This is a genomic window from Flavobacterium hungaricum (assembly GCF_015182285.1).
Classification (GTDB): Bacteria; Bacteroidota; Bacteroidia; order Flavobacteriales; family Flavobacteriaceae; genus Flavobacterium; species Flavobacterium hungaricum.
Genome location: NZ_PRDM01000002.1, coordinates 1192418 through 1217390 on the forward strand (window position 1 = coordinate 1192418; position 24973 = coordinate 1217390).

A 24973-nucleotide genomic window follows, 5' to 3' on the forward strand; every position below is an offset into this window, starting at 1 on the left:
GAAACTATGAGTAATCCGAAACAACAACAAGAGCAAATTAATATTGAGCTAGACGAAACGATTGCAGAAGGAATTTATTCTAATCTTGCGATTATAAATCACTCATCATCTGAGTTTGTTTTAGATTTTGTGAGCATTATGCCCGGTATTCCTAAAGCCAAGGTAAAGTCAAGAATTGTCTTGACACCGCAACATGCTAAAAGATTGTTGAGAGCAATTGGAGAAAACATCCACAGATTTGAAGCAGCCCATGGTGAGATCAAAGAAACGGAGCAAGCACCAATTCCGCTTAATTTTGGTCCTGCGGGACAAGCATAAAGTATTAAAGCCCCTTTTTAAGGGGCTTTTTTATTTTGAAATGTAATGAAATCTATAAATGCAGTTAATCCGATTTTACGTCTCTTTATCGATTATATTAGGATTTTTTGTACGATTTATCTAAATTAGTAATTCCTTATAAATGAATTTTTTTTGAGATATATAATGACTTAGTAAGGTTGCATTAATTCAAATAAAAAAAGGAGCTGTCTAATAATGAGATGGCTCCTTTCTATTTATATAAGCATTACATAAGCTAACAAACATTCTTGGTCAAAAAAAAACGCCTCAAAAATGTGATTTGAGACGTTTTATTCTTGTTTTTGGATGAGAATTAATTATTTGCCAGCTCTTTGATGCTGCAAGGTATATCCATTAAACATTAATTCTTTTACTATCATTGCAGCAGTTTTATCTGTACTCATTTTATATTGCAATACTCCAGCTGTATCAGGTTTTACCTTAAAAACTTTGCTGTCATATGTTATAAATTGTTCGTATAAATAACCATCAAAACCAGGATGTTTACTACTCATGTTATACCAAGTTGCAATCAAATTTCCGTCTAAATCAAATACTTCATATTTTTGAACACCAAGGCTTGTTGTTGAGGCAATTTTTATTGTGCCAATGTTTTTATTGTTAGGATCTTTTGAAGCTGCACTATATATTGATCCTGAATCATCAATTGTAATTTGATAACTCTCCATTCGTTTTTGTTTCTCTATTCCTGCAGCGGCTTCTTCTTTAATTTTGGTTGAAACTCCAGAAGCGTCACCATTTATAAAATTTTCAATAGCGTCAGTATTTAAACCTTCTGAACTTAAAAACCCTTTATCAATAAATGCTTCCATGGCACTTTTTTGCTGATTCAATGGGTTGAATTTTTTATAATCAACTTCATTTGTTTTTCCTGTTTTTGCACTTTTTAAAACCATCCATCTTTTACCTGAAGATTCTAAAAATTTAAGTTCAGCGCTCACTGTATATTGTTTGTCTAAACTTAAAACTTGAAAATTAGGTTTCTTTCCTTCCAAGTAAGCAACTACTTTTTCATCAATTTTTACTTCATCATTTTTAACTTTAATTTCTTGGGCAACGGCACAAATAGTGAAAATTGTTGCAGTAATCGTACAAAGGATTTTTTTCATTTTTTATGATTTAGATTTGGTTATGTTTTTATAAAATATTTTTTACTAAACAAAAGTAGATTATTATTTTAAATACTGACGCTATTAAATTTTATTGGGAATGATAAAAATATCAGGATTAGAACTGATATAAGACATGAAAAAAGGCTGTTTAAATAATTAAACAGCCTTAGTATTTCAATAAAAATAATATTTTAATCAAACTCAGAAGTAAAGTACAACTTAACGCTTGGATATTTACTCTGGGTCATTTGAATAGTAAAATCAGAATCGGCTAAAAATACTAATTGTCCGTATTTATCGTGGGCTAAGAATTTTTGTTTGATACGTTTAAACTCTTTAAACTCTTCATTCTTAGCGTCATCAGGTTTTACCCAGCAAGCTTTATGAACAGGGAAATTCTCATAGGTACATTTTGCGCCGTATTCATGCTCTAGACGATATTGAATAACTTCATATTGAAGTGCTCCAACGGTTCCGATCACTTTACGATTATTCATCTCTAAGGTAAATAACTGTGCTACACCTTCATCCATTAATTGGTCAACACCTTTATCAAGCTGTTTTGCTTTCATCGGATCAGCGTTGTTGATGTATCTAAAGTGTTCTGGAGAGAAACTCGGAATTCCTTTAAAACTCATTATTTCACCTTCAGTCAAAGTGTCTCCAATTTTAAAGTTTCCTGTATCGTGTAAACCAACAATATCACCGGGATAAGAAATGTCTACAATCTCTTTTTTCTCTGCAAAAAACGCATTCGGACTAGAGAATTTCAAATTTTTCTTCTGGCGAACATGGTAGTAAGGTTTATTTCTTTCAAAAGTTCCAGAAACAATTTTAATAAAAGCCAAACGGTCTCTGTGTTTAGGATCCATGTTTGCGTGAATCTTAAATACAAAACCACTCATTTTTTCCTCTGTAGGATCAACCAAACGAGTTTCAGAATCTTTTGGTCTTGGAGAAGGAGCAATTGTTACGAAACAATCTAACAATTCACGAACCCCAAAATTATTCAAAGCTGAACCAAAAAATACAGGCTGGATTTTTCCGTCAAGATAATCCTGACGTTCAAATTTAGGATACACTTCATCAATTAATTCTAATTCCTCACGAAGTTTTTCAGCCGCCTTTTGCCCAACAATTTTATCTAGTTCAGGATTATTCTGAACATCAGAAAAAGCAATTGTTTCTTCAATATTCTTACGACTGTCTCCGCTAAAAAGGTTGATGTTTTCTTCCCAAAGATTGTAAATTCCCTGAAAATCATAACCCATTCCGATAGGGAAACTTAAAGGCGTAACTTTTAAACCTAGTTTTTGTTCTACTTCATCCATTAGATCGAAAGCATCTTTACCTTCACGGTCTAATTTATTGATGAAAACAATCATCGGAATGTTACGCATTCTACAAACTGCAACCAATTTCTCTGTTTGTTCCTCAACCCCTTTTGCAACGTCAATAACCACAATAACACTGTCTACAGCAGTTAAAGTTCTAAAAGTATCTTCAGCAAAATCCTTGTGTCCTGGAGTATCAAGAATATTGATTTTTTTGTCTTTATAATTAAAAGCAAGTACCGATGTTGAAACCGAAATACCTCTTTGGCGTTCGATTTCCATGAAATCAGATGTTGCTCCTTTTTTAATTTTATTGTTTTTTACCGCACCAGCTTCCTGAATTGCACCTCCAAATAACAGTAATTTTTCAGTTAATGTTGTTTTACCAGCATCGGGATGCGATATAATTCCGAATGTTCTTCTGCGTTGTATTTCTTTTAAAAAGCTCATATTTCGTATAAATAGGTTGCAAAAGTACTATTAATTACGGCTTAATAAAAATATTCACTTCGTAAATTTAAAGCCTTGCTTATCATTCAAGAGAAGTTTTTTGGCTGCGACACAACTAAAAAGAAAAGGCTGCTCAAAAAGAACAGCCTTTAGAATAGTCATTTTAAATTACTGATTAATTGACCAAACTGAATATCCTTTTGGAGGACATTGTATTTTTACCCATTTGTCTGCTTGAGTAGTTGGGTACCAAGATGAGTTTCCTGTAAAATCTTTAATCTGTGTGTTTGCCCAATTGGTCTGAATCCATCGTTCCTGCCAAGCATCAGAGTTGTTAATATACACTACCAAACCAGGATTTCCGTTGTACCCGTTTCTTCTTGCAACATATTCGTCATTATCAGAATATAAAATTGAAGTATTTCCGGTTGCTTTATTATTGTGAATCCAGATCAGATTATTCAATTTGTTTTTATCAAGCCATTCTTCATAATCTCTGTAGAAAATAGTAGGGTAGCCTTCGTGAGTTAATATATAGGAGTAAGCTAATAATTTGTTTGAAATTTCGTCTGTATCATGATTGGCAACAAAAGTCACTGCTTTGTACGGATTGCGCTTCCACATCATATCATCGTTTAATAATGCTAAATTATTTCCGTCAAAAGCATCATTCATTTTGTAATAACAAGCAAAATCAAATACAGAACTATTGGCATTATTGGCCCAGTCATTTAGCACATTAACATTTGAATCCCATAATTCACCAACCGAAAAACCTCCTACATTCGCATTCCATGCATTTACAACCCACGCACCAAATCCTTTTACATAGTCAAATCTCCAGCCGTCAAACTTCATGGTATTTTTGTAATATTTACCAACTCCGTCTGATCTTACCCAAAGCCAATCCTGTACATGAGGATTTGCATGGCATAAATCAGGAAAGCCGCCAAATGAGCCTTCATCGTTATTGCCGTAACTGTTTTTATAGAAGTCATTATAATTACGTGTAAATTTTCCAGAAGCCACAGCGCCAAAATTCGTCCAAGTATTGGTGCCTGTAAACGGATTTGCCTCGGATTGTCCGCCACTATTGTGATTAATTACAATGTCAGCGTACACTTTCATATTTTCGGTATGGGCTTTCGTAATTAGACTTACCAATTCAGTTTTAGAGCCAAATCTCGTTTCTGTAGTTCCATTTTGATTATAGTCTCCAAAATCAAAATAATCTGTAGGATCATATCCCATAGAAAAAGCTCCATTTTGTGCTTTAGAAGCCGGTGGAAGCCAAATAGAACCAATTCCAGCATTCGACCAAGCGGTTACTTTTCCGCTTACAGTATTCCACCAAGTTCCGCCAGCAGGAACGTCCCAATAAAAGGCCTGCATCATCACACCCCCTCCAGGATTGTCAACATATTTTCCTGTAGTTGAAGAGTTGGAAATACCTGTGCTAAAAGGTTTTCCGTCGTGATTGGTTACGTTAATAACTTTAAACTGCTGACTTGCAGCTTTTGAATCAATTTCGCTTACTTCATTAGAAGAACAAGCTCCGAAAATAAGAGAAGCCGTGGTTAGGAAAAAGAATAATCCTTTGGTTTTTTTCATAATAGTTTGGGTTACGGTTAAATAGTTAAGTGTGTAATTACTGAATCTGATGTTTTTAAATACGATATTCTTATTTTAGACACCTTAAAAATGATAATTACGCATCTAAAGTATGTTATTTTTGAATTCAATTAATTTATAAGAAAAAATTTATATTACGAAAACGTTATAGTGTTGAAAACTTTCGGATTTAAAGGTTGAAAAATGTCTTTAAGTCTTTCAAAATGTTTTTATTAGAAAATAATTTTAATTTAGATTCACTCCTGTATTTGTATTTTACAATAACAGCCTATAATTTTTTGTTAATAGTATAGCAGATAGTTGTATTATGTAATTGAATTGTTATTTTTGTTCGTTATAAGTTATAAAAGAACTAGACGTTAATTATTTATACAGTTTGATTTAATTCTCGTGTAAAAAATAGCTTCGAGCAAAAAATCTAAAGCAGGTCTTTATATTCAAATAAAATTTTAAAAATGTTATTAAAAAAATTACAGCTAAAAACAATTGATTGCAGCTTAATGCTGGCCGTTTGTTTTTCATTTTTTTTCACTTCAATTGTTACCGCACAAGAGATTATTCCAGATGCTGTAGCTCAAAAACCTGTTGAAACCCCTACTGGCGGTAAGCTAAAAATTGATGGTATTATTGCTACAGTGGGAGATTATATTGTTTTGGATTCTGATATTGATAAAGGATTTTTAGAAATTGCAGCTCAGGGCGGTTCTATAAAAGATATTACAAGATGCCAAATGCTGGGTAAACTTTTGGAAGATAAATTATACGCGCACCAAGCCATTCAAGATAGTATTATAGTAAGTGATGCCGAAGTGAGAACCATGATGGAAGACCGTTTAAACTATATGGTACAGCAAGTTGGTAATATTGATGAAGTTGTAAAATATTATAAAAAAAGTTCTGTAGAGGAGTTTAAAACTTATTTTTCTGATATCTTAAAAGAACAAAAGTTAGCCTCAGAAATGAGAGATAAAATTGTTAAAGATGTTGAAATTACGCCAGAAGAGGTTCGTAATTTCTTCAAAAAAATTCCAAAAGAAGAACTTCCTACTTTTGGCGCCGAAATGGAAGTAGCACAAATTGTGGTTGAACCTAAAGTCTCTGCAGAAGATAAGCAAAAAGTTAAAGATAGATTAATTGCCATTAGAAAAGATGTTTTAGAAGGATCTAGTTTTGCTACTAAAGCTGTTTTATACTCACAGGATCCAGGATCATCAAAAAATGGAGGTTATTATAAAATGACGAGAAAGACACCGTTTGTTAAAGAATTTAAAGACGTTGCTTTTAGTTTGCAGGAAGGTGAGATTTCAGAACCTTTTGAGACTACATTCGGTTTTCATATTATCATGGTAGATAAAATAAAAGGACAGGAAGTAGAATTGCGTCATATTTTAATTTCTCCAACCGTTTCTGAAGCTGCTTTAAAAGAGGCAAAAGAAAGAATCACAAATATTAGAAATAAAATTATCAATAAGGAAATTACTTTTGCAGATGCAGCAAGAACTGAATCTGATGAAAAAGAAACAAGAGCAAATGGTGGTACTTTAGTAAACCCGACAACGCAAGATACTCGTTTTGAATTGACAAAAATGGATCCTACTTTGTACAGTTCGGTTTCTAATTTAAAAGGAGATGAAGTTTCTCAACCGCTGTTGAATACAGACGACAAAGGTAAAAAAACATATAAGCTGATTACTGTAACCAACAGAATCGACGAGCATACAGCAGATTATGCTAAAGATTATACTAAAATTAAAGAATTAGCATTAAAAGAAAAACAAATCAGTGCGATTGCAAAATGGTTTGATACTAAAATTAAAGATACTTACATTAAAATTATTGGAGAATACAGAAGTTGCGAATTTGCAAATAACTGGTTGAAAAAATAATTTTTATTAAACAAATAAAAAGAGTTAGTTTTATGATTTCATAGAATTAACTCTTTTTAATTTTAAATACTTCATAAATGTCTGACGTAACAGCAATTCACAATTTAGTTCAAAAAAGAAACGAATTAAAAAACGAGATAGCAAAGATAATTGTAGGGCAGGACGCCGTTATAGATCAAATTTTACTTTGTATTTTTTCTGGCGGGCATGCACTTTTAGTAGGTGTGCCAGGATTAGCAAAAACCTTAATGATAAACACGTTGTCTCAAGCATTAGGTTTAGATTTTAAAAGAATTCAGTTTACTCCGGATTTAATGCCATCGGATATTTTAGGAAGCGAAATATTAGACGAAAATAGACAGTTTAAATTTATTAAAGGACCTATTTTTTCGAATATTATTCTAGCCGATGAGATCAATAGAACACCTCCAAAAACACAGGCTGCTTTATTAGAAGCCATGCAGGAACGTTCAGTTACTATTGCAGGTCAGAATTATAAATTAGATCTGCCTTATTTTGTTTTGGCTACACAAAACCCAATTGAGCAAGAAGGAACATATCCTTTACCAGAGGCGCAGTTAGACCGTTTTATGTTTGCTATTAAATTAGAATATCCAACTTTTGAAGAAGAGGTACAAGTAGTTAAACGCACCACTTCTGATGTAAAGACACAAATAAATCCGTTATTTAGCGCTCAGGAAATTATAGATTTCCAGCATTTGATCAGAAGGATTCCTGTTGCGGATAATGTTATTGAATATGCCGTAAGCTTAGTAAGCAAAACACGTCCTGATAATGCATTGACAAATGATTTTGTTAAAAACTATTTGGATTGGGGAGCGGGTCCAAGAGCTTCGCAAAACTTAATTTTGGCAGCAAAAGCCCACGCTGCTTTTAATGGGAAATTCTCGCCGGATATAGAAGATGTAAAAGCGGTAGCAATTGGAATTCTGCGCCACCGTATCATTAAAAACTATAAAGCAGATGCAGAAGGAATAACAGAAGAAATTATAATTCAGAAATTATTATAAAAACAAAAGACCTGATAACTTATCAGGTCTTTTTGTTTAGATTAGGTTTGTAAGTTTCGTTTATTAAAACAATTGGCGAGTTATAAAACAATTTCAAAAACATGACTTCAATAAATGAAGTGTATTTTTTGCCGTTGCACTCGTACCACCAGCTGGAGTAATAAAGTTGTTTGTTTTTCTCCATTTTATTAAACCAGATTTCGTCTTTATCATTTAATATTTTTTTAGTTTCAATAATGTTGTAGCCATTTCCTGTCCAGCATACCAGCGGGTTATGCGAAGGGGTTTTTATGTAAATTAATTTTTGATCTGTGTTAATTTTGTAAACCTCATTATTTACCCAAGAGCCATTAGTGTGCTCATATTTTTCAGGGATTTTAATAACTGGCTCGTTTACGTCTTCATTTTTCATTTTTATACTAACGGCTAAGACCACAACGAATGCAATCAAAACCAAAATATTTTTTGAAGGTTTTACGATTTCATTTTGACCTTCGATTTTGGGTTTTATAAAGCGAATAAGCAAAAGCATTGGCAGTATTTGATAGATGACAAAACAAATTAATCCGATGCTGTGATGCAGTGTGTTTTCCTGAGTACAATCGAAAAAAATCAATGTAATTATTCTGAAGTAATTCGCTATTAAGTTGAGAAGTACTGTTAATGAGCAAAAAAGAATGATGGAACCGATTGTGTAATTTCTTTTTTGCTTTTTTTCTTCAAGAGTCATCAAAATGGCAGAGGATAATAGACCTGTTTTAAACATTGATAATCCCATACAGGCAGTGTCAATTGTTATTTTAGATTGATTGATATAGAAATTTACACCCTCAATTTTATCTACAACAATGAAGTTTTTTAATGTTAAGTAGACTACATAGCAAAGGTTTTGTTTGATCTCTGTGGTAAGGTGAATGAAAAAAGTATTGAATAACGTAGAGAAAAGCAGCAGGCAGATAAAAGCAATGAACGAAAATTTTTGGGTGAAATAATGAAAAACTAAGCATAGAAATAAAAGTAAAGCCAAAAAGTGAACCGATTTTGTAAGCAATCTATAACTTACAAATTCAAATAGTAGAAGTAAAGTAAATACGAGATAATTGATCTTAAAATTGGTTTTTCTGCCGCCGATTATAAAAAGGCCTAGTGAAACCACAATTCCAAAGAAATCGTGGTTTGCACTAATAATCAGAATTTTATAATTTATTATAAAAAGTAATAAAATTGCTGACAACCCTAAAAGAATTGATTTGTTTTTCAAAATAAAATCCTTCATTAACTAATGGCTTTTTGTTTTCTGTAATACATTAAAATTATGGTCAATCCGATAATAATCATGGCCCATTCGTATGGTTCTGGAACTGCCCCATCATTGTTAATGGATGCATTTCCTAAAGTATCGATATTCTTTTCGATTCCATTATCTTCATAGTCACGATCTGTTTCCAGAACAAGCAAAGATGAAATAGGAGTGACGATATTGGCATCTTTTGCCAGTTCAACATATTGGTTTTGCGCAAGACTGTCGTTCTGAATTCTGATCTGATCGTTGAGAACTTTTCCGAAACAAAACATTCTGTACAAATGGTTAGAACCTTTTAAGGATGTTTGGTTCGTTTCGGGATTTTCGTGAATAGAAATTCCAGCTGTTTCTAAGTTGATACTGTTGTGCTCAGTTTTAAATTTTATGAAATAATTGTTAGCGATAAGAGCTTTGCTGTTATTGATGTCCGTTTGAAAATAACTTACATATCGCTGTTCTTTTATGGTCTGCCAAAACGGATTTACGTTTTCGGAAATATTAATGACTTTAATATTTTTATCTTTCACACTAGTTTTAATCTTTTGCAAATATTTTGAAGTCTCAAGTTCTTCAAAGTTTGGAGAAAAATTGCCGCATTTTGTAATGACTAAACTGTTATTCTTCAGATCAAAAAGAGGCAGAAGAGAATAGTTTAATTTTTTCAAATCATAAAATAATTCTCGATAATTGGAGAGATTAATTTCCTGTTTAATTCCATTATTGAAAACAAAATAAGTCTTGTTTTTTAGGTGTAAGATCTGTTCTATTTCGCTGATTTCCCATTCGTTGTTAAGATCCATAATAATTTCGCTTGGCGTAAAAACAACTTTTTCTCGAACTAAGGGTTTTGTTTCGTAGTTTTTATTTTTCCATATAAAAGAGCTGCTTGCATTTTTTGGTTTTACGGCAACTTCTGCCTGCCATTTTTCTAATCCAGTTGTTGTATTGATGTAGTAAGTATCAGAAAGCTCGAAATCTTTTGTCGCTTTAAAAGCGGTTTTATCATTGGTTTGAATTCTTGAAACTGTAGAGGCATTATTAATATTGGGGCCTTTTATGCTAAGGCTCTCATAAGTTAAAATATTGTTTTTTGCTTTTAAAGGAGTTGTAAAACCACATTTAAAAGTTCGAGGCAAGTCTTCAGTAATAGGAAAAATTCTTACTGTTACTCTGTTTCCTTCTTTCCATTGCATCAAAGAGGGATCTCGAGCCTCTTCACCAACAATTTTATTGTACGCAGCTTTTGCTTTTTCTTTAGTAGTCAAAACGCCTTTTCTTTCGATACCATTTACCCATAAAGACAGTGAGGTAGCGACAGAACCTTCTGGAAGCTGAAAAGAATAAATAGCCTCTTTTTCTCCCCAGCTGTCCTTTTCACAAGCTACATCAATCGTTAATTCTGTATAAGCCAATCGATCGTTTGGATAGATTTTGACATCTTCTTTTATGTTTTTTGTAATTAAATCTTTTCCGCTCCATAGATATTCTTCCGCTTCAAGTCTTTTGTCAAAGTTTGAACGTAAGATGTTTATTTGATCGTCTGTACTTAAGTTATTTTCTTCGATAAAATAAAAAGCCAAGTTTAAAAAAGGGTCGTGCGTTTTTCTTTCATTATATTGAATATTTCTGCGAAAGCCGTCAAACCCCTTGAGGCTAAAAAAATTATCGGTTGCCATATATACGATGTCTTTTTTTAGGAGAATTTCATTAAAAAAATTAGGTTTCAAATTTTGCGAAATACGAATGTAAGAAGGAAGATCGTCGTTGTTGTCAAATATTTTGGTAATGCCGCTGTTGTTTATTTTTTTGCTTTCAGTGCTTAGAAACATTGTAAAAATTAGAAATCCTGAAGCTATTACAAGTAATCCGGAGCAAAAAGGCAGGAAGTCTTTTTTGTCTAAAGAAAATTGTTTTATGAGTACTAAAGAGTGAATTATAAAAACAATTGCAGGAACTAAACCATAAAAACCCAAGCCTAAAACGATAATGCCAAACAACGAAAAGATGCTAATAGGAATAAGAAAAACAGCATAATATAAAATCAATAAAATAGAACAGCCATTAAGAAAGTAAGAGGCTTTGTTCAAAAGCCTGCTTTCGACTTTATTGTAAATACTGAAATTAGTTATACAGAATATAAAAGTTAAAAGATAAACCCAAATTGGGAGGTTTTCAAAAATATTCATCTGAAAATTTAGAGAGAAACAGCCAATAAACCAGTTAAGAAATAAAAAAGGAATTAAGTGCTGGTATTTTTGAAGATTTCTTAAAACTTTAAAAGTAACAAAGAGTCCGTATGGAACTTGAACCAAAATATTAATAAGAGAACTTTTTTCAAAAGTTTCAGAGTCGAGTTTACTGGCTATCAGAGAGGAGATTAAAAGAGTAATACTGAATAGACTGATCAGCAGACTGAACTTTACTCCAGCTTTATCATTCCAAAAGCGATTTAATTGATTTGTTTCCATATAAAGTTATTTTATTTTTAAAGTACTTTGCATTGCAAAGTTAAATTTTTTAATGAAACAGCAAAAAATATTTTCACCTTTTTTTAATTCTAAATTCACCCAAGAATTACGGATCCGAAAAAGCTTGATTTAGTCCCAAAACAGCAAACTATAACGTTGTAAATTTTAATTTAGAACAATTCTTTATGAAAACAGAGGTAAAATCTTACTTGGTTCGTAACATTAAATTTCGACTTTGTTAAAGAAAAGATATTAAAATATCAATAATTCATTTTTTAAAAGCAAAATTGAGGTATTCGCAAAAACTTACATTGAAAATCGTTTTTTAACAATAATATTTTTTGAAAAGGCGAGTTCTATTATATTTTTTTTAGTTCTCGGCATTAATCATTAAATTTGCATACAAAAAAATAAAAAATACCTTTTACAAGAAAATATGAATATTTATAAGGACTACATTCAAGAAATTGAAGAAAGAAAAAATCAGGGTCTTCACCCAAAGCCAATCGATGATGCGGCATTATTAAGCGAAATTATTGCTCAAATTAAAGATTTGAATAACGAATATCGCAATGATTCTCTTAAGTTTTTCATTTATAATACTTTGCCTGGTACTACTAGCGCTGCTGGAGAAAAAGCTCAGTTTTTAAAAGAGATTATTCTTGGTGAATCTTTAGTAGAAGAAATTACTCCAGCTTTTGCTTTTGAGTTATTATCACACATGAAAGGTGGACCTTCTATCGAGGTTTTACTAGATTTAGCATTAGGTAACGATGCTGCTGTTGCTCAAGAAGCAGCAAAAGTGCTTAAAACACAGGTTTTTCTTTACGATGCAGATACAGATCGTTTAAAAGAAGCCTATAAAAACGGAAGTGTAATTGCTAAAGATATATTAGAAAGCTATGCTCAAGCAGAATTCTTTACAAAACTTCCAGAAGTAGCAGAAGAAATTAAAGTGGTTACTTTTATCGCTGGAGAAGGAGATATCTCTACAGACTTACTTTCTCCTGGAAATCAGGCTCACTCACGTTCAGACCGTGAACTTCACGGTAAATGTATGATTACGCCAGAAGCACAAAACGAAATAGAAGCTTTAAAAGCAAAACATCCTGACGCAAGTGTGATGTTAATTGCTGAAAAAGGTACAATGGGTGTTGGTTCATCTAGAATGTCAGGTGTAAACAACGTAGCTCTTTGGACTGGTAAACAAGCTAGTAAATATGTTCCGTTTGTAAATATTGCTCCAATTGTTGGAGGAACAAACGGTATTTCTCCAATCTTCCTTACAACGGTTGACGTTACAGGAGGTATTGGTGTTGATCTTAAAAACTGGGTTAAAAAATTAGACTCAGAAGGAAATGTTTTACGTAACGAAAATGACGAACCAATCCTTGAGCAGACTTATTCTGTTGCTACAGGTACTGTTCTTACAATCAATACAAAAACAAAAAAACTATACAATGGTGATCAGGAATTGATTGACATGTCGAAATCATTCACGCCGCAGAAAATGGAATTCATTAAGGCTGGTGGATCTTATGCTATTGTATTTGGTAAAAAACTACAGACGTTTGCAGCAAAAGTTTTAGATATTGAAGCTCCAGCTGTGTTTGCTCCATCAAAAGAAATTTCTATTGAAGGACAAGGACTTACAGCGGTAGAAAAAATCTTCAATAAAAATGCTGTGGGTATCACTCCAGGAAAAGTTTTACACGCTGGTTCAGACGTTCGTGTAGAAGTTAATATTGTTGGTTCTCAGGATACAACAGGATTGATGACTGCTCAGGAATTAGAATCTATGGCAGCTACAGTAATTTCGCCAATCGTTGACGGTGCATACCAATCAGGTTGTCATACCGCTTCTGTATGGGATAAAAAAGCGCAGGCTAATATTCCTAAATTGATGAAATTCATGAACAACTTTGGTTTAATCACGGCTCGTGATCCTAAAGGAGTTTATCACTCAATGACAGACGTAATTCATAAGGTACTTAACGATATCACGATCGACGAATGGGCAATCATTATTGGTGGTGACTCTCATACAAGAATGTCAAAAGGTGTTGCTTTTGGTGCTGACTCAGGAACAGTTGCGCTTGCATTGGCTACTGGTGAGGCTTCAATGCCAATTCCGGAGTCTGTAAAAGTGACTTTCAAAGGAGATATGAAAGGGTATATGGATTTCCGTGATGTAGTTCACGCTACTCAAGCTCAAATGTTACATCAGTTTGGTGGAGAGAATGTATTCCAAGGTAGAATTATTGAGGTTCATATCGGGACTCTTACTGCTGACCAAGCCTTTACATTTACAGATTGGACTGCAGAAATGAAAGCAAAAGCTTCTATCTGTATTTCTGAAGATGATACTTTGATCGAATCATTGGAAATTGCAAAAGGCAGAATCCAGATCATGATCGAAAAAGGAATGGATAATGATAGACAAGTGCTTCAGGGCTTAATTAATAAAGCAGATAAACGTATTGCTGAAATTAAATCGGCAGAAAAACCAGCGTTAACTCCAGATGCAAATGCTAAATATTATGCTGAGGTTGTAGTTGATTTGGATCAGATTTTTGAGCCAATGATCGCTGACCCAGATGTTAATAATGTGGATGTTTCTAAACGTTATACTCACGATACTATCAGACCATTATCTTTTTATGGTGGTGTGAAAAAAGTTGATCTAGGATTTATCGGTTCTTGTATGGTTCATAAAGGCGATATGAAAATCCTTGCTCAAATGCTTAAAAATGTTGAAGCCCAAAAAGGTAAAGTAGAGTTTAATGCACCTCTTGTAGTGGCGCCGCCTACTTACAACATTGTAGATGAACTAAAAGCAGAAGGTGACTGGGAAGTTTTACAGAAATATTCTGGTTTCGAATTTGACGATAATGCTCCAAAAGGTGCAGCGCGTACAGAATACGAAAACATGTTATATCTAGAGCGTCCAGGATGTAATCTTTGTATGGGTAACCAAGAAAAAGCAGCTAAAGGAGATACTGTAATGGCAACTTCTACGCGTCTTTTCCAAGGTAGAGTTGTAGAAGATACAGAAGGTAAAAAAGGAGAGTCGTTACTTTCTTCAACGCCGGTAGTAGTTTTATCTACAATCTTAGGAAGAACTCCAACTATGGAAGAATATACAGCAGCTGTAGACGGTATTAACTTAACAAAGTTTGCGCCTTCTAACAAACAGTTGGTTATGTAATTACATAAATGTTAAAATAATTGAGAAGCCCGAGTAATAAACTCGGGCTTTTTGTTTAATTACTCTTGTATTTTTTGTAACTTGTCGTGTTCAAAAAAATAACAAAAACAATTATAAGACTTATGGCTTTTGATATTGAAATGATTAAAAAAGTGTACGAAAACATGCCAGGGCGTGTTGACAAAGCACGTGAAATAGTTGGTCGTCCACTTACTTTGACTGAGAAAATTTTGTACAATCACCTTTGGGATGGAAATCCGACCAAGGCATTTGGTAGAGGTGTAGATTATGTAGATTTTGCACCCGACCGTGTAGCTTGTCAGGATGCAACAGCACAAATGGCGCTGCTGCAATTTATGCACGCTGGAAAAGCAAAAGTTGCAGTTCCGACAACGGTGCATTGTGATCACTTAATTCAGGCAAAAATTGATGCAGCAACAGATTTAGCCAGAGCAAAAACACAAAGTAATGAGGTTTTTGATTTCTTGTCTTCTGTTTCTAATAAATACGGAATTGGTTTTTGGAAACCTGGAGCGGGAATTATTCACCAAGTAGTTTTAGAAAATTATGCTTTTCCAGGCGGAATGATGATTGGTACCGATTCGCATACTGTAAATGCAGGCGGTTTAGGAATGGTTGCCATTGGTGTCGGAGGAGCAGATGCTGTAGACGTAATGTCTGGTATGGCTTGGGAGCTGAAATTTCCTAAATTAATCGGAGTAAAATTGACGGGTAAATTATCAGGATGGACAGCTCCAAAAGATGTAATTCTTAAAGTTGCCGGTATTCTGACTGTAAAAGGCGGTACTGGTGCTATCGTTGAATATTTTGGTGAAGGTGCTACTGCAATGTCTTGTACAGGTAAAGGAACCATTTGTAATATGGGGGCTGAAATTGGCGCAACAACTTCTACTTTTGGTTACGATGATTCTATGAGTCGTTACCTGCGTTCTACAAACAGAGCCGATGTTGCCGATGCTGCGGATAAAGTAGCTTCTTACTTAACAGGAGATCCGGAAGTATATGCAGACCCGCACGAATATTTTGATCAAGTTATCGAGATCAATCTTTCAACATTAGAGCCGCATTTAAATGGTCCTTTTACGCCGGATTTAGCAACGCCGATTTCTAAAATGAAAGAAGAGGCCATTAAAAATAACTGGCCATTACAAATTCAGGTTGGTTTAATTGGTTCTTGTACCAACTCTTCATACGAAGATATCTCTCGCGCGGCTTCATTAGCCAGACAAGTTGCAGATAAAAATTTAAAAACTAAAGCACAGTTTACCATTACTCCAGGTTCTGAAGTAGTGCGTTCTACTATTGAAAGAGACGGATTTATTGATACTTTTCATAAAATTGGAGCAACTGTTTTTGCTAATGCCTGCGGACCATGTATTGGTATGTGGGATAGAGAAGGAGCAGAGAAAGAAGAAAGAAATACCATTGTTCATTCTTTCAACCGTAACTTCTCCAAACGTGCAGATGGTAATCCAAATACCTTAGCTTTTGTTGGTTCACCAGAATTGGTTACTGCGCTGGCAATTGCGGGAGATTTAGGTTTTAATCCATTGACAGATAAATTAATAAACGAAGATGGTGAAGAAGTAATGCTAGAAATCCCAACAGGAGACGAACTTCCTTCTAAAGGTTTCTATGCAGAAGATCCAGGTTTTCAAGCGCCGGCTGCTGACGGTTCGGGTGTTGAGGTAGTAGTAAATCCAGCATCAGAGCGTTTACAATTATTAGCTCCGTTTAATGCTTGGGACGGAAAAAATATTACGGGTGCTAAGTTGTTGATTAAAGCATTCGGAAAATGTACAACAGATCATATTTCTATGGCTGGGCCTTGGCTGCGTTTCCGCGGACATTTGGATAACATTTCAAATAATATGCTGATTGGTGCGGTAAACGCATTTAACCAAAAAACAAACTCAGTTAAAAATCAATTGACAGGAGAATACGATGCAGTTCCTGCTGTAGCTCGTTCGTACAAAGCGGCTGGAGTTCCGTCAATTGTTGTGGGAGATCACAATTACGGTGAAGGATCGTCTCGTGAGCACGCTGCTATGGAACCTCGTTTCTTAGGGGTGAAAGCGGTATTGGTAAAATCATTTGCTCGTATTCATGAAACCAACCTTAAAAAACAAGGTCTTTTAGGATTGACATTTGCGAATGAAGCAGATTATGATAAAATCCAAGAAAATGACACGATCAATTTCTTAGATTTAACAGAGTTTGCTCCAGGAAAACCATTAACATTAGAATTTGTTCACGCAGATGGAACCAAAGATGTCATCTTGGCTAACCATACCTATAACGAAGGGCAAATTGGCTGGTTTGTTGCAGGTTCTGCATTAAACTTAATTGCAGCTGGAAAAGCTTAATAATTAGATTTCTATATATTGCAAAAATGCCCTGTACGAACAGGGCATTTTTATTTTGATGATTTGATTATTTTTAAAATTAGTTTGCCTTGGCTAAATTATTTTGTGATAAAACTCTAATTAGATTAGGTCTTGTGGTATCAAATTCATCCAGAGAAATGCTATATGTTTTTGATGAAGGAGATGTTATGTAATTGGTAAAATCATATCCTCCAATGATGTATAATTTGTCATTTAAAAAATGCATTACAGCAGATTTTAGTTCAAGCTTGATAAGGTATTCTTTAATTAGTTTTGATTTTATATTGTAAACGAACAGTCTTCCGTTTTCAAACATGTAAATGGTATCGTCATTGTATGTAATTGCAGGATTTTCGAGTCGACAAAGCAAAGTTGCTTCATTTTTCCAGCTTTCATTTGTTAAATCAAAGCTCTGAATTTCAGAAAAACCCCTGTTGTCAGTATTGCCAATTGTAAATATTTTATCTCCAATCAAAACTCCATTTACTTCTTGGGCTACTGGCATCTTTGCTAGTTCATACCATAAACCAGAAGTTAAATTGTATAAATGGACCTTATCTGTAAAAGTTTTTAAACCACTTTCAGTTGATCTTATTGAGCCTCCCATAACAATGATATTATCCTTATAAGTAAAAGAAGCAAAGTTTACAGCTTTATGGGGGTTGGTTTTGTCAATTACAAGTTTGTTTGTCTTAAGATCAAAAACTTCAATCTCGTTGTCTAAATATTCGCGTTTTTTAGAGATCGGAGTCCTTTTTCCTCCAAAAATATAAAGTGTATTATTGTGAAGATTTACACTATGATAAGCTCTTTTTTTAAATTTTTGATTTGATTTCTCCCATAAATCGGTTTTTGGGTCATAAATAAATAGATTTCCCATGTAAAAAATTTTATCTCTATCACTTCCTAATTCTAGCAGGTATCTATTTACGTAGTCAGGATCGCTAAATCTAGCGGGATCACCGCCTGTATTTTTTGATCTTATAGTAGTTAAAACATTCCATTGTTCGCTGGTATCACCTCCAGCTACATAGATCTTGCCATTTGCTGTTACAGAACCGAAAGAATAAATGCCGTATTCTAAAGAAGAAAGTTTTGTAAAATCAAGTTTAGATTTTAATTTCGACCAGCTTTTAGTAACATTTACATTATTTAGTGTTTCGATATCTTCTTCAAGTGAAATACTGTTATTTGATTTATGTAAATCTGTAATAGCGATTTTTGATGTAATATATCCAATATGAGAAATCTGAAGAGTGTCGTTTGTTTTTATTTTATTATTCAGTGAAAATTCTCCTTTATCATTGGTTAAAGTCCCAATTTTAGTACGCAATGCATAGATATTGGCATCTTCTATCGGTAAATTAGTCACTTGAGATTTAACAATTCCGCTTACTGCTTGCGCATTTATAATAAATGGCAGTAAAATGATGATGTAAAATAGTTTTTTCAAAGTGAATAAGTTTGGTTTTCGATTGAATTTTTTAATATTAGTTTGCCTGTACTACATTATTTTGTGATAAAATTCTAATACGGTTTGGTGCTGTAGTGTCAAATTCGTCAATAGAAATGCTGTACACTTTTGATGAAGGAATCTTCATGAACGAGCCAAATGAATAACCTCCGATAATATACAATTTGTTATTTATAAAATGCATAGTAGAACTTCTTAATTGAAGATCAACAAAGTATTCTTTAATTTGTTTTGATTTTGTATTGTAAATTGACAGCTTCCCATCTTCAAAAAGGTAAATGTCATTATCGTGGCAAGTAATTGCGGGATTTTCTAGGTGAGAGATCAAGGTGGCTTCATTTTTCCAAGTTTCATTTGTTAAATCAAAACTCTGAATCTCAGATGGATTTTTGTTGTCATGATTTCCAATGGTAAAGATTTTATCGCCAATTAAAACTCCTTTTACTTCTTTGGCAATTGGCATTTTTTCTAGCTCATACCATAATCCAGAAGTGATATTGTACATATGTACTTTATCGGTGAAAGTTTTCAGTCCTTTTTCGGTTGATCTTATTGAGCCTCCCATAACAATGATGTTGTCTTTGTAGACAAAAGAAGCAAAGTCTGCTGCTGGATGAGGATTGGTTTTGTCAATAGTAATTGTATTTTTATTCAGATCAAAAACTTCAATTTCGTTTTCTAAATATTCAAATCTTTGGTTTATAGACATTCTTTTTCCTCCTAAAACATAAAGTTCGTTGTTGTAATAATTTACATTATGATAAGCTCTTCTCTTGAATTTTGTATTTGATTTCTCCCATACATCTGTTTTAGGATCATAAATAAGCAAGTCTTCTCTGTAAAATTTTTTGGCTACTTGCATTTGAAGTAATTGTCGATATTTTTTTTCGAAGTTAGGATCGTTGTCATAGCTTATGCTTCTTTCTTTTAAAATGTTTAGTACATTCTCTTCTTCGCTGATATCACCGCCTACAATATAAATTTTGTCATTTATGACTGTAGAACCAAAAGAATAAAGAACATTTTTTAAAGATTCAAGTGGAGTAAAGTTAAGTTTGGATTTTAATTTTGCCTTATGATTTGTAATTTCTACATTATTTAAGGTTTCAATATCTTCTTTCAGTGAAATAATATAATTGGAATTTTTTAAATCTCTAATCGAAATTTTTAGCGTGATATAACCAATATGAGAAACCTGAAGAGAATCATTTGTGTTAACTCTGTTGTTAAGTGAAAATTCGCCTTTCTCGTTGCTTAATGTTCCAATTTGACTGCTCAGAGCATATATATTAGCATCTTCTATCGGCAGATTGCTGGTTTCAGACTTGACAATTCCATTTATTGTTTGTGCATTTGTAATAAATGGTAATAAGAGGATAGCGTAAAATAGTTTTCTCATAGTTTGCTTTTGGTTTTAGTGGTTGAAAAAAATCTCACATAAAGTTTAATTTTAAAAATATTGGCACAAAATTTATGCCGTAATTTCTTATCTGGTAAAAATAAGTTGTTAAAAAATGTGTTTTTTTTACTTTAAAAAGTTAAATTCGCGATACACATAATAAAATTGATTTTTTTGAGTTTAAAATTTAGCTTTTTGAGCTCTTGAAATAAAAATAAAGATGTAATTCAAGAAAAGTATGGTTTATAAGTTAATAGCAGTATTGTTTTTTTTAAGCTTTGGAGCTTTCGCTCAAGAAAATTTTATAAAGCACAAAATTTCACAAGGAGATAATCTTACTGTTATTGCAAAAAAATATGGGGTTAAGGCAAAAGATATTGCAGACGCTAATCCAAATGCTCCTAAAATCCTAAAATTAAACTCTGTTCTTCTTATTCCGAATAAAAATAAAAACAACTCAAAGTCTAAACCAGTTGAAGCAGTTGTGTCAAATACTCCATCAGGTTCTCATGAAGTAGCGGCTAAAGAAACGCTTTGGGGAATTTCAAAAAAATACAATATTTCAGTCGATGAATTAAAAAAAGCAAACCCGCTTTTAGAAACAGAAGGACTCAAAATCGGTCAGCAGATTGTTATTCCGTCAAAAGAAAATCCTATAATCGAAAAACCTGCCGAGACTGAAATTGCTTCTACAGACGTGGAGCTTTTTAGGGAAGTTAAACCTAAAGAAACCAAATATGGTATTTCTAAAGAATACGGAATTACTGTAGCAGAATTGGAGCGTCAAAATCCCTCAATAAAAGGAAAAGTCCCTGCTGGATATCTGCTTAAAATAAAAGTTACAAAAGAAAAAGCCGATGCGATTCAAGCGTTGCAGCAAGTTCAGCAAGCTAATGCGGTAAATGCTGGTGGTTCATTAGATCAAGTTGCTGAAAATAGTGCTGCAGAAATTAAAAAAGATTCGACTTATGTTCAGAATCCAAGTAATAATTCGGAACTGATAGAGCGTCTGATTGCAAGTGCAACTGAAAATATAGGAACCAGATATCGATCTGGAGGTACTACAAAAGCAGGTTTTGACTGTTCTGGATTAATGATTTGTACCTTTAATAATTTTGATATTAAACTGCCTAGAAGCTCCATAGAGCAATCCCGAGTGGGTACAAGAGTAGCTTCTGAAGAGGCTCAAAAAGGAGATTTGATTTTCTTTAAAACAAACGGAAGGCGCCATATCAATCATGTCGGCATGGTCGTAGAAGTATCAGACGGAGAAATAAAATTTGTGCATTCGTCAACTCACGGCGGGGTTATGATTTCTTCAACAAAAGAAGCGTATTATACACGCGCATTTTCTCAGGTTAATCGTATTTTGAATTAACTAAACTTGTTTTTAAGGAGTTCTATTTGAAGCGGTTTGTTCCAAAACCCCGACACGTATTTGTTTTCTTTGACTTTTTTTATTTCATCTAAATCTAATGTTGAGGAAAGAACAAAAATTTGAATTTTATCTTTTACTTCTTCTTCAAGATTTTGAAATTGATCTAAAAATTCAAATCCGTTCATAATTGGCATTTGAATGTCCAAAAAAATCACCAACGGTTTTTGTCTTGCATTTTTCAAAAGCCAGTCTAAACCTTCTTTTCCGTTGTTGGCAATATAAAGCAGATTGATATCTAATACTTTTTTGAGTATTTTTTTAATGACAAATTGATCAATCAAATTGTCATCGATTAGTATAAATCCCATATTAGACTCCATGTGGTTTCGGAATAGTTACGATAAATTTACTTCCTACATTGCTTTCAGAAAAAACGGCAATTTCTCCTTTGATATTTTCAATGGCTTCTTTTACTATGTAAAGTCCTAGTCCAGAACCTTTGTTTTTGTTAGTTCCAAAATACATATCAAAAATACTCTCTTTAAATTCATCTCGTATTCCGATACCGTTATCCGAAACTTCAATTTTATTTAATCCGTCACTGCTGTATGTTTTGATGCTGATAAACATTTCCTTTTTGCTGCAGTCGGCATATTTTATAGCATTAGAAAGTAAATTGTTGATAATGATTTTTAATCGTAATCCGTCACTTTCTATTTGATCCACCAAAAGCTCTTGCGTTATTTTTATTCGATTCGCATTTTCGATATGCATCAGCTGAAGAATGGCTTCGTTGAACAGCTCCTTCAAGCTTACTGGTTCCATAACAATTTCTTTTCTTTTGTTTTTAGAATAATCGATAATGTCGCTTATAAATTGGTCTTGCCTGGTGAGACTGCAATTCATCATTTGCAGATAATTTCTGATCTGCGAGAGATCGTCCTCTAGGGCTGTAATCTCAATTAAGCCTTTTAGCGAAGTAATCGGCGATCTTAAATCATGAGAAGCACTGTAAACAAAACGATCAAGTTCGCGATTTACAATAACAAGATTTTCATTTTTTACTTCAGTTTCTTTTTTGGAAACTAAAAGTCTTTTTACCATTATCGAATAATAAAGACAGACACTGCATATGATAATCAGTACAAAAAAGACATTAGTAAAAATTAATAAACCTTTTATTTTTCGGGTGCCTTCTCCTAGTATGTTAGAAAAATTACGTTCGTTAATGGTTAAGCTGTCGCTGATAGTGCTTATTTCGTGAAGGAATTTCTGTCTGTCGGACGGGGTTAAGATATTGCGTTTGATTTTAGCATTTATCTGCTCTCCAATCACAAAAAGCCTAAATATTAATTTGTCGCCTTTTCCCCATTCGTCGATTGCCTTAGATAAAAAAGAAACATTTTTAAAGTTGTCAAACAGCCATATAACATCGTCAAGATCTTCTTCATGATTACGGCCAATCAAAAATCCGTTTCTTGCAACTTGATTGTCTCCTGCTTTTAATAGCGTAATCCGGGCAATTCCATCGCCTTGAGGCACTTTTATTTCCTCCAGATATAATTTCCATTGCTGTGGATCTTTGGTGTATAGATAGGTTATAAGATGTCTGGAGGCATCTTTTTGTCCTTTAGAATAATGTGATTCTCCATTTACATAGGCTCTGTTTGCAGAAAGAATTTTAATTGTAAATATATTGATACAAATCAGCAGCGCGCAAGAAATAAAAACAATTAAAATAAGAATAAATACATTTGGAAAACGAAAGTTTTTTAGAGCTTGCAGCTTTAACATAGATTCTTGTTTGTAGGTTAATAATAAAGCGCGTTTATGCTTATTTAAAATAGTAAACAAACTTATGGAGCAAAGCTTGTTGGAGTATTTATTAAACGTTTGTTAAATTGTTTTTTCGTTATAAAAAATGTGATCTCTTTGAATTTGTCAAATATAGTAAAATTTATATTACACTTTTTTAAAAAATAATTAGAAATATTTGTTTTTTAAAAGATTGAAAATTAGTATTTTGATTGGTTTTTAAAGTCTATTGTAATTTTGAAGAATTGAAAAAAAATATTTTGGCGAGGTAATTTTGCTGTAATAACAAATCTTAAAATTTTGTGAAAATTAGTAGCTTAAAATCAACTTTTGTTTAAGGGTTGTCTTGGTTTGTTTCAAAACCAAAACTAAAAGGAAGCATATAAAATCAATCTTCTAAAAGCATAAATAGAAGGAACTGCTGGGAAATAAGCATTGATTCTTTTTTGAAATTCGGCGGTTAACTCGTGAAATTCAAGTTCACTTAAACGCTCCTGATAAACAGTTAGAGCTGAACCGGAAATAAAATCAAAAAAGTCATTTTGATTTTCTGAAATAATAGGATAAACTTTTTCATAAACGACCAGATCTTTACCGCCATTTTCAAAAAGTATTTTGGCATATTGATCTAAATTTAAAACAGGCGAAGGTCTTGTCCAATTTTTTAAGTAAGAAGCAAAGGGCTGTTCTTGAACTAAGTTGAAAAGTATTTTATTGAGGATGTTTTCGTTTTGCTGAGGCATCTGAACGGCAAGCTGTCCTCCAGAATTAATTCGGGAAATTATTTTAGGAAAAAGCGCTTCGTGATGATCAATCCACTGCAAAGCGGCATTTGAAAAAACTAAATCCCACTTTGTATCCTTTTCTAATTGATCTGTAATTGATATTTCCTGAAACGTTACCTGAGTTTGATCAGGAACTTTTGCCAGCATTTCGGCCGAATTATCGATTCCAACCACAATCGGATTAGTAAGTTTTTGAGCAAGTTTTTGAGTAAGTTCACCTGTACCGCATCCCAAATCAATAACTTTAAGATTTGGTTTATCTATAATGTGGCTTGTTAAATCTGCAAAAGGCTTAAAACGGTCTTCTTTAAATTGATTGTATTTAGTAGGATCCCAAGTCATGATAATGTTTTTATTTAAAGATAAAAAAATCTTTAAAGTTTAAAAAATTAATGCTGACTTACTTAGTTAATCTCATGCCAAAAATGACCACAGCCATTTTTGCATTCTGTAGTTCTTCTTTCGGTATCTGTGATTTTAAAGATCCACAGTAAACAAGTTATCGTTTTTTTGTTTTCATTTTCTGGAAGTACAGCCAATTTATTAAAAGCTATTTTGGGAGAAAATTTTTGAAGGATAACAACTGGTGTATAAGTTGGTCTTAGCGGAATGCTGTTTACCGCTTTTTGATACGTTTTGGAATTATAATCTGATTTCTCCGGAATAGAATTTAAGATGTAATAGTGCAGCGTTGTAAAAAGTTGTTTAAAATCATACTTGTCTTCTAACAAAAGATGTAATCCAAGATGAAAGTCGATTTTATCCTGAGCAATTTTATTGATTAGTAGTTCTTTCTGATTCATAAATAAAAAGCAAAATCTCAGCTAAAGATACTGTTTCTCAAAATACAATTGTTTAAAAACTAACGGTGTTGGGAAAAGGGTTTATTTTCCATAAAAAAAGCCGCGAGAGAATCGCAGCTTTAGTAAT

General features: G+C 33.1%; 17 protein-coding genes. 6 read left to right on the forward strand and 11 right to left on the reverse strand.

What is annotated here, in order from left to right; translation table 11 throughout:
* The first annotated feature begins 6 nt into the window (after nt 1-6).
* Complete coding sequence (locus tag C4F50_RS13025; protein WP_012024017.1) at nt 7-318, forward strand: DUF3467 domain-containing protein; 312 nt, start codon at nt 7-9, stop codon at nt 316-318.
* Nucleotides 319-656: 338 nt separating this feature from the next.
* On the opposite strand, the gene C4F50_RS13030 is transcribed toward C4F50_RS13025, so the two are convergent.
* The 3 genes from C4F50_RS13030 to C4F50_RS13040 form a co-directional block, all read right to left on the reverse strand.
* A complete protein-coding gene (locus C4F50_RS13030; protein ID WP_194139080.1) occupies nt 657-1469 on the reverse strand; it encodes a hypothetical protein in 813 nt (270 codons plus the stop codon).
* Nucleotides 1470-1663: 194 nt separating this feature from the next.
* A complete protein-coding gene (locus tag C4F50_RS13035; RefSeq protein ID WP_194139081.1) occupies nt 1664-3256 on the reverse strand; it encodes a peptide chain release factor 3 in 1593 nt (530 codons plus the stop codon).
* 168 nt (nt 3257-3424) lie between these two features.
* A complete protein-coding gene (locus C4F50_RS13040) occupies nt 3425-4867 on the reverse strand; it encodes an alpha-amylase (protein ID WP_194139082.1) in 1443 nt (480 codons plus the stop codon).
* 476 nt (nt 4868-5343) lie between these two features.
* Here C4F50_RS13040 and C4F50_RS13045 point away from each other — a divergent pair, with 476 nt between their 5' ends.
* Nucleotides 5344-6774, forward strand: a complete 1431-nt coding sequence (locus C4F50_RS13045) for a peptidylprolyl isomerase (protein ID WP_194139083.1) — start codon at nt 5344-5346, stop codon at nt 6772-6774.
* Between the two features lie 77 nt (nt 6775-6851).
* Complete coding sequence (locus C4F50_RS13050) at nt 6852-7805, forward strand: AAA family ATPase (protein ID WP_194139084.1); 954 nt, start codon at nt 6852-6854, stop codon at nt 7803-7805.
* A gap of 22 nt (nt 7806-7827) precedes the next feature.
* Here the strand turns inward: C4F50_RS13050 and xrtN are convergent, their stop codons facing one another.
* Nucleotides 7828-9081, reverse strand: coding sequence for an exosortase N (gene xrtN, locus C4F50_RS13055; RefSeq protein WP_194139085.1), 1254 nt, complete (start codon nt 9079-9081; stop codon nt 7828-7830).
* Nucleotides 9081-11576 (reverse strand): XrtN system VIT domain-containing protein, encoded by a 2496-nt coding sequence (locus tag C4F50_RS13060; RefSeq protein ID WP_194139086.1) that lies wholly within the window; start codon nt 11574-11576, stop codon nt 9081-9083. The genes xrtN and C4F50_RS13060 overlap by 1 nt, the downstream gene beginning before the upstream one ends.
* 436 nt (nt 11577-12012) lie before the next feature.
* Here C4F50_RS13060 and C4F50_RS13065 point away from each other — a divergent pair, with 436 nt between their 5' ends.
* Entirely contained in the window at nt 12013-14784 is a 2772-nt protein-coding gene (locus C4F50_RS13065) for a bifunctional aconitate hydratase 2/2-methylisocitrate dehydratase (protein WP_194139087.1), read from the forward strand.
* A gap of 122 nt (nt 14785-14906) precedes the next feature.
* Entirely contained in the window at nt 14907-17171 is a 2265-nt protein-coding gene (locus tag C4F50_RS13070) for an aconitate hydratase (RefSeq protein ID WP_194139088.1), read from the forward strand.
* 79 nt (nt 17172-17250) lie between these two features.
* Here C4F50_RS13070 and C4F50_RS13075 read toward each other — a convergent pair whose 3' ends face one another.
* Nucleotides 17251-18645 carry a Kelch repeat-containing protein gene (locus C4F50_RS13075; RefSeq protein ID WP_194139089.1) on the reverse strand — a complete coding sequence of 465 codons (1395 nt, stop codon included), beginning with the start codon at nt 18643-18645 and terminating at the stop codon, nt 17251-17253.
* Between the two features lie 37 nt (nt 18646-18682).
* A complete protein-coding gene (locus tag C4F50_RS13080) occupies nt 18683-20065 on the reverse strand; it encodes a Kelch repeat-containing protein (protein WP_194139090.1) in 1383 nt (460 codons plus the stop codon).
* A 238-nt stretch (nt 20066-20303) separates the two neighbouring features.
* Between C4F50_RS13080 and C4F50_RS13085 the strand changes: the two genes are divergently transcribed.
* Nucleotides 20304-21443 carry a C40 family peptidase gene (locus C4F50_RS13085; protein ID WP_194139091.1) on the forward strand — a complete coding sequence of 380 codons (1140 nt, stop codon included), beginning with the start codon at nt 20304-20306 and terminating at the stop codon, nt 21441-21443.
* Here the strand turns inward: C4F50_RS13085 and C4F50_RS13090 are convergent.
* The 4 genes from C4F50_RS13090 to C4F50_RS13105 all read right to left on the reverse strand — a co-directional run bounded on the left by C4F50_RS13090 (nt 21440) and on the right by C4F50_RS13105 (nt 24846).
* On the reverse strand, nt 21440-21811 hold the full coding sequence (locus C4F50_RS13090) for a response regulator (protein WP_228012014.1): 372 nt from the start codon (nt 21809-21811) through the stop codon (nt 21440-21442). The genes C4F50_RS13085 and C4F50_RS13090 overlap by 4 nt on opposite strands.
* A gap of 1 nt (nt 21812) precedes the next feature.
* Complete coding sequence (locus tag C4F50_RS13095; protein WP_194139093.1) at nt 21813-23237, reverse strand: sensor histidine kinase; 1425 nt, start codon at nt 23235-23237, stop codon at nt 21813-21815.
* Nucleotides 23238-23626: 389 nt separating this feature from the next.
* The gene (locus C4F50_RS13100) at nt 23627-24385 is read right to left on the reverse strand and encodes a methyltransferase domain-containing protein (RefSeq protein ID WP_194139094.1); all 759 of its coding nucleotides are present in this window, start codon (nt 24383-24385) and stop codon (nt 23627-23629) included.
* 62 nt (nt 24386-24447) lie between these two features.
* The gene (locus C4F50_RS13105; RefSeq protein ID WP_194139095.1) at nt 24448-24846 is read right to left on the reverse strand and encodes a DUF5958 family protein; all 399 of its coding nucleotides are present in this window, start codon (nt 24844-24846) and stop codon (nt 24448-24450) included.
* Nucleotides 24847-24973 lie beyond the last annotated feature (127 nt).

Excerpts from the sequence above, each read along its gene's own strand:
- C4F50_RS13025 (WP_012024017.1), top strand. The coding sequence starts at position 7 with ATGAGTAATCCGAAACAACAACAAGAGCAAATTAATATTGAGCTAGAC.
- C4F50_RS13030 (WP_194139080.1), bottom strand. The coding sequence starts at position 1,469 with ATGAAAAAAATCCTTTGTACGATTACTGCAACAATTTTCACTATTTGT.
- C4F50_RS13035 (WP_194139081.1), bottom strand. The coding sequence starts at position 3,256 with ATGAGCTTTTTAAAAGAAATACAACGCAGAAGAACATTCGGAATTATA.
- C4F50_RS13040 (WP_194139082.1), bottom strand. The coding sequence starts at position 4,867 with ATGAAAAAAACCAAAGGATTATTCTTTTTCCTAACCACGGCTTCTCTT.
- C4F50_RS13045 (WP_194139083.1), top strand. The coding sequence starts at position 5,344 with ATGTTATTAAAAAAATTACAGCTAAAAACAATTGATTGCAGCTTAATG.
- C4F50_RS13050 (WP_194139084.1), top strand. The coding sequence starts at position 6,852 with ATGTCTGACGTAACAGCAATTCACAATTTAGTTCAAAAAAGAAACGAA.
- xrtN (WP_194139085.1), bottom strand. The coding sequence starts at position 9,081 with ATGAAGGATTTTATTTTGAAAAACAAATCAATTCTTTTAGGGTTGTCA.
- C4F50_RS13060 (WP_194139086.1), bottom strand. The coding sequence starts at position 11,576 with ATGGAAACAAATCAATTAAATCGCTTTTGGAATGATAAAGCTGGAGTA.
- C4F50_RS13065 (WP_194139087.1), top strand. The coding sequence starts at position 12,013 with ATGAATATTTATAAGGACTACATTCAAGAAATTGAAGAAAGAAAAAAT.
- C4F50_RS13070 (WP_194139088.1), top strand. The coding sequence starts at position 14,907 with ATGGCTTTTGATATTGAAATGATTAAAAAAGTGTACGAAAACATGCCA.
- C4F50_RS13080 (WP_194139090.1), bottom strand. The coding sequence starts at position 20,065 with ATGAGAAAACTATTTTACGCTATCCTCTTATTACCATTTATTACAAAT.
- C4F50_RS13085 (WP_194139091.1), top strand. The coding sequence starts at position 20,304 with ATGGTTTATAAGTTAATAGCAGTATTGTTTTTTTTAAGCTTTGGAGCT.
- C4F50_RS13090 (WP_228012014.1), bottom strand. The coding sequence starts at position 21,811 with ATGGGATTTATACTAATCGATGACAATTTGATTGATCAATTTGTCATT.
- C4F50_RS13095 (WP_194139093.1), bottom strand. The coding sequence starts at position 23,237 with ATGTTAAAGCTGCAAGCTCTAAAAAACTTTCGTTTTCCAAATGTATTT.
- C4F50_RS13100 (WP_194139094.1), bottom strand. The coding sequence starts at position 24,385 with ATGACTTGGGATCCTACTAAATACAATCAATTTAAAGAAGACCGTTTT.
- C4F50_RS13105 (WP_194139095.1), bottom strand. The coding sequence starts at position 24,846 with ATGAATCAGAAAGAACTACTAATCAATAAAATTGCTCAGGATAAAATC.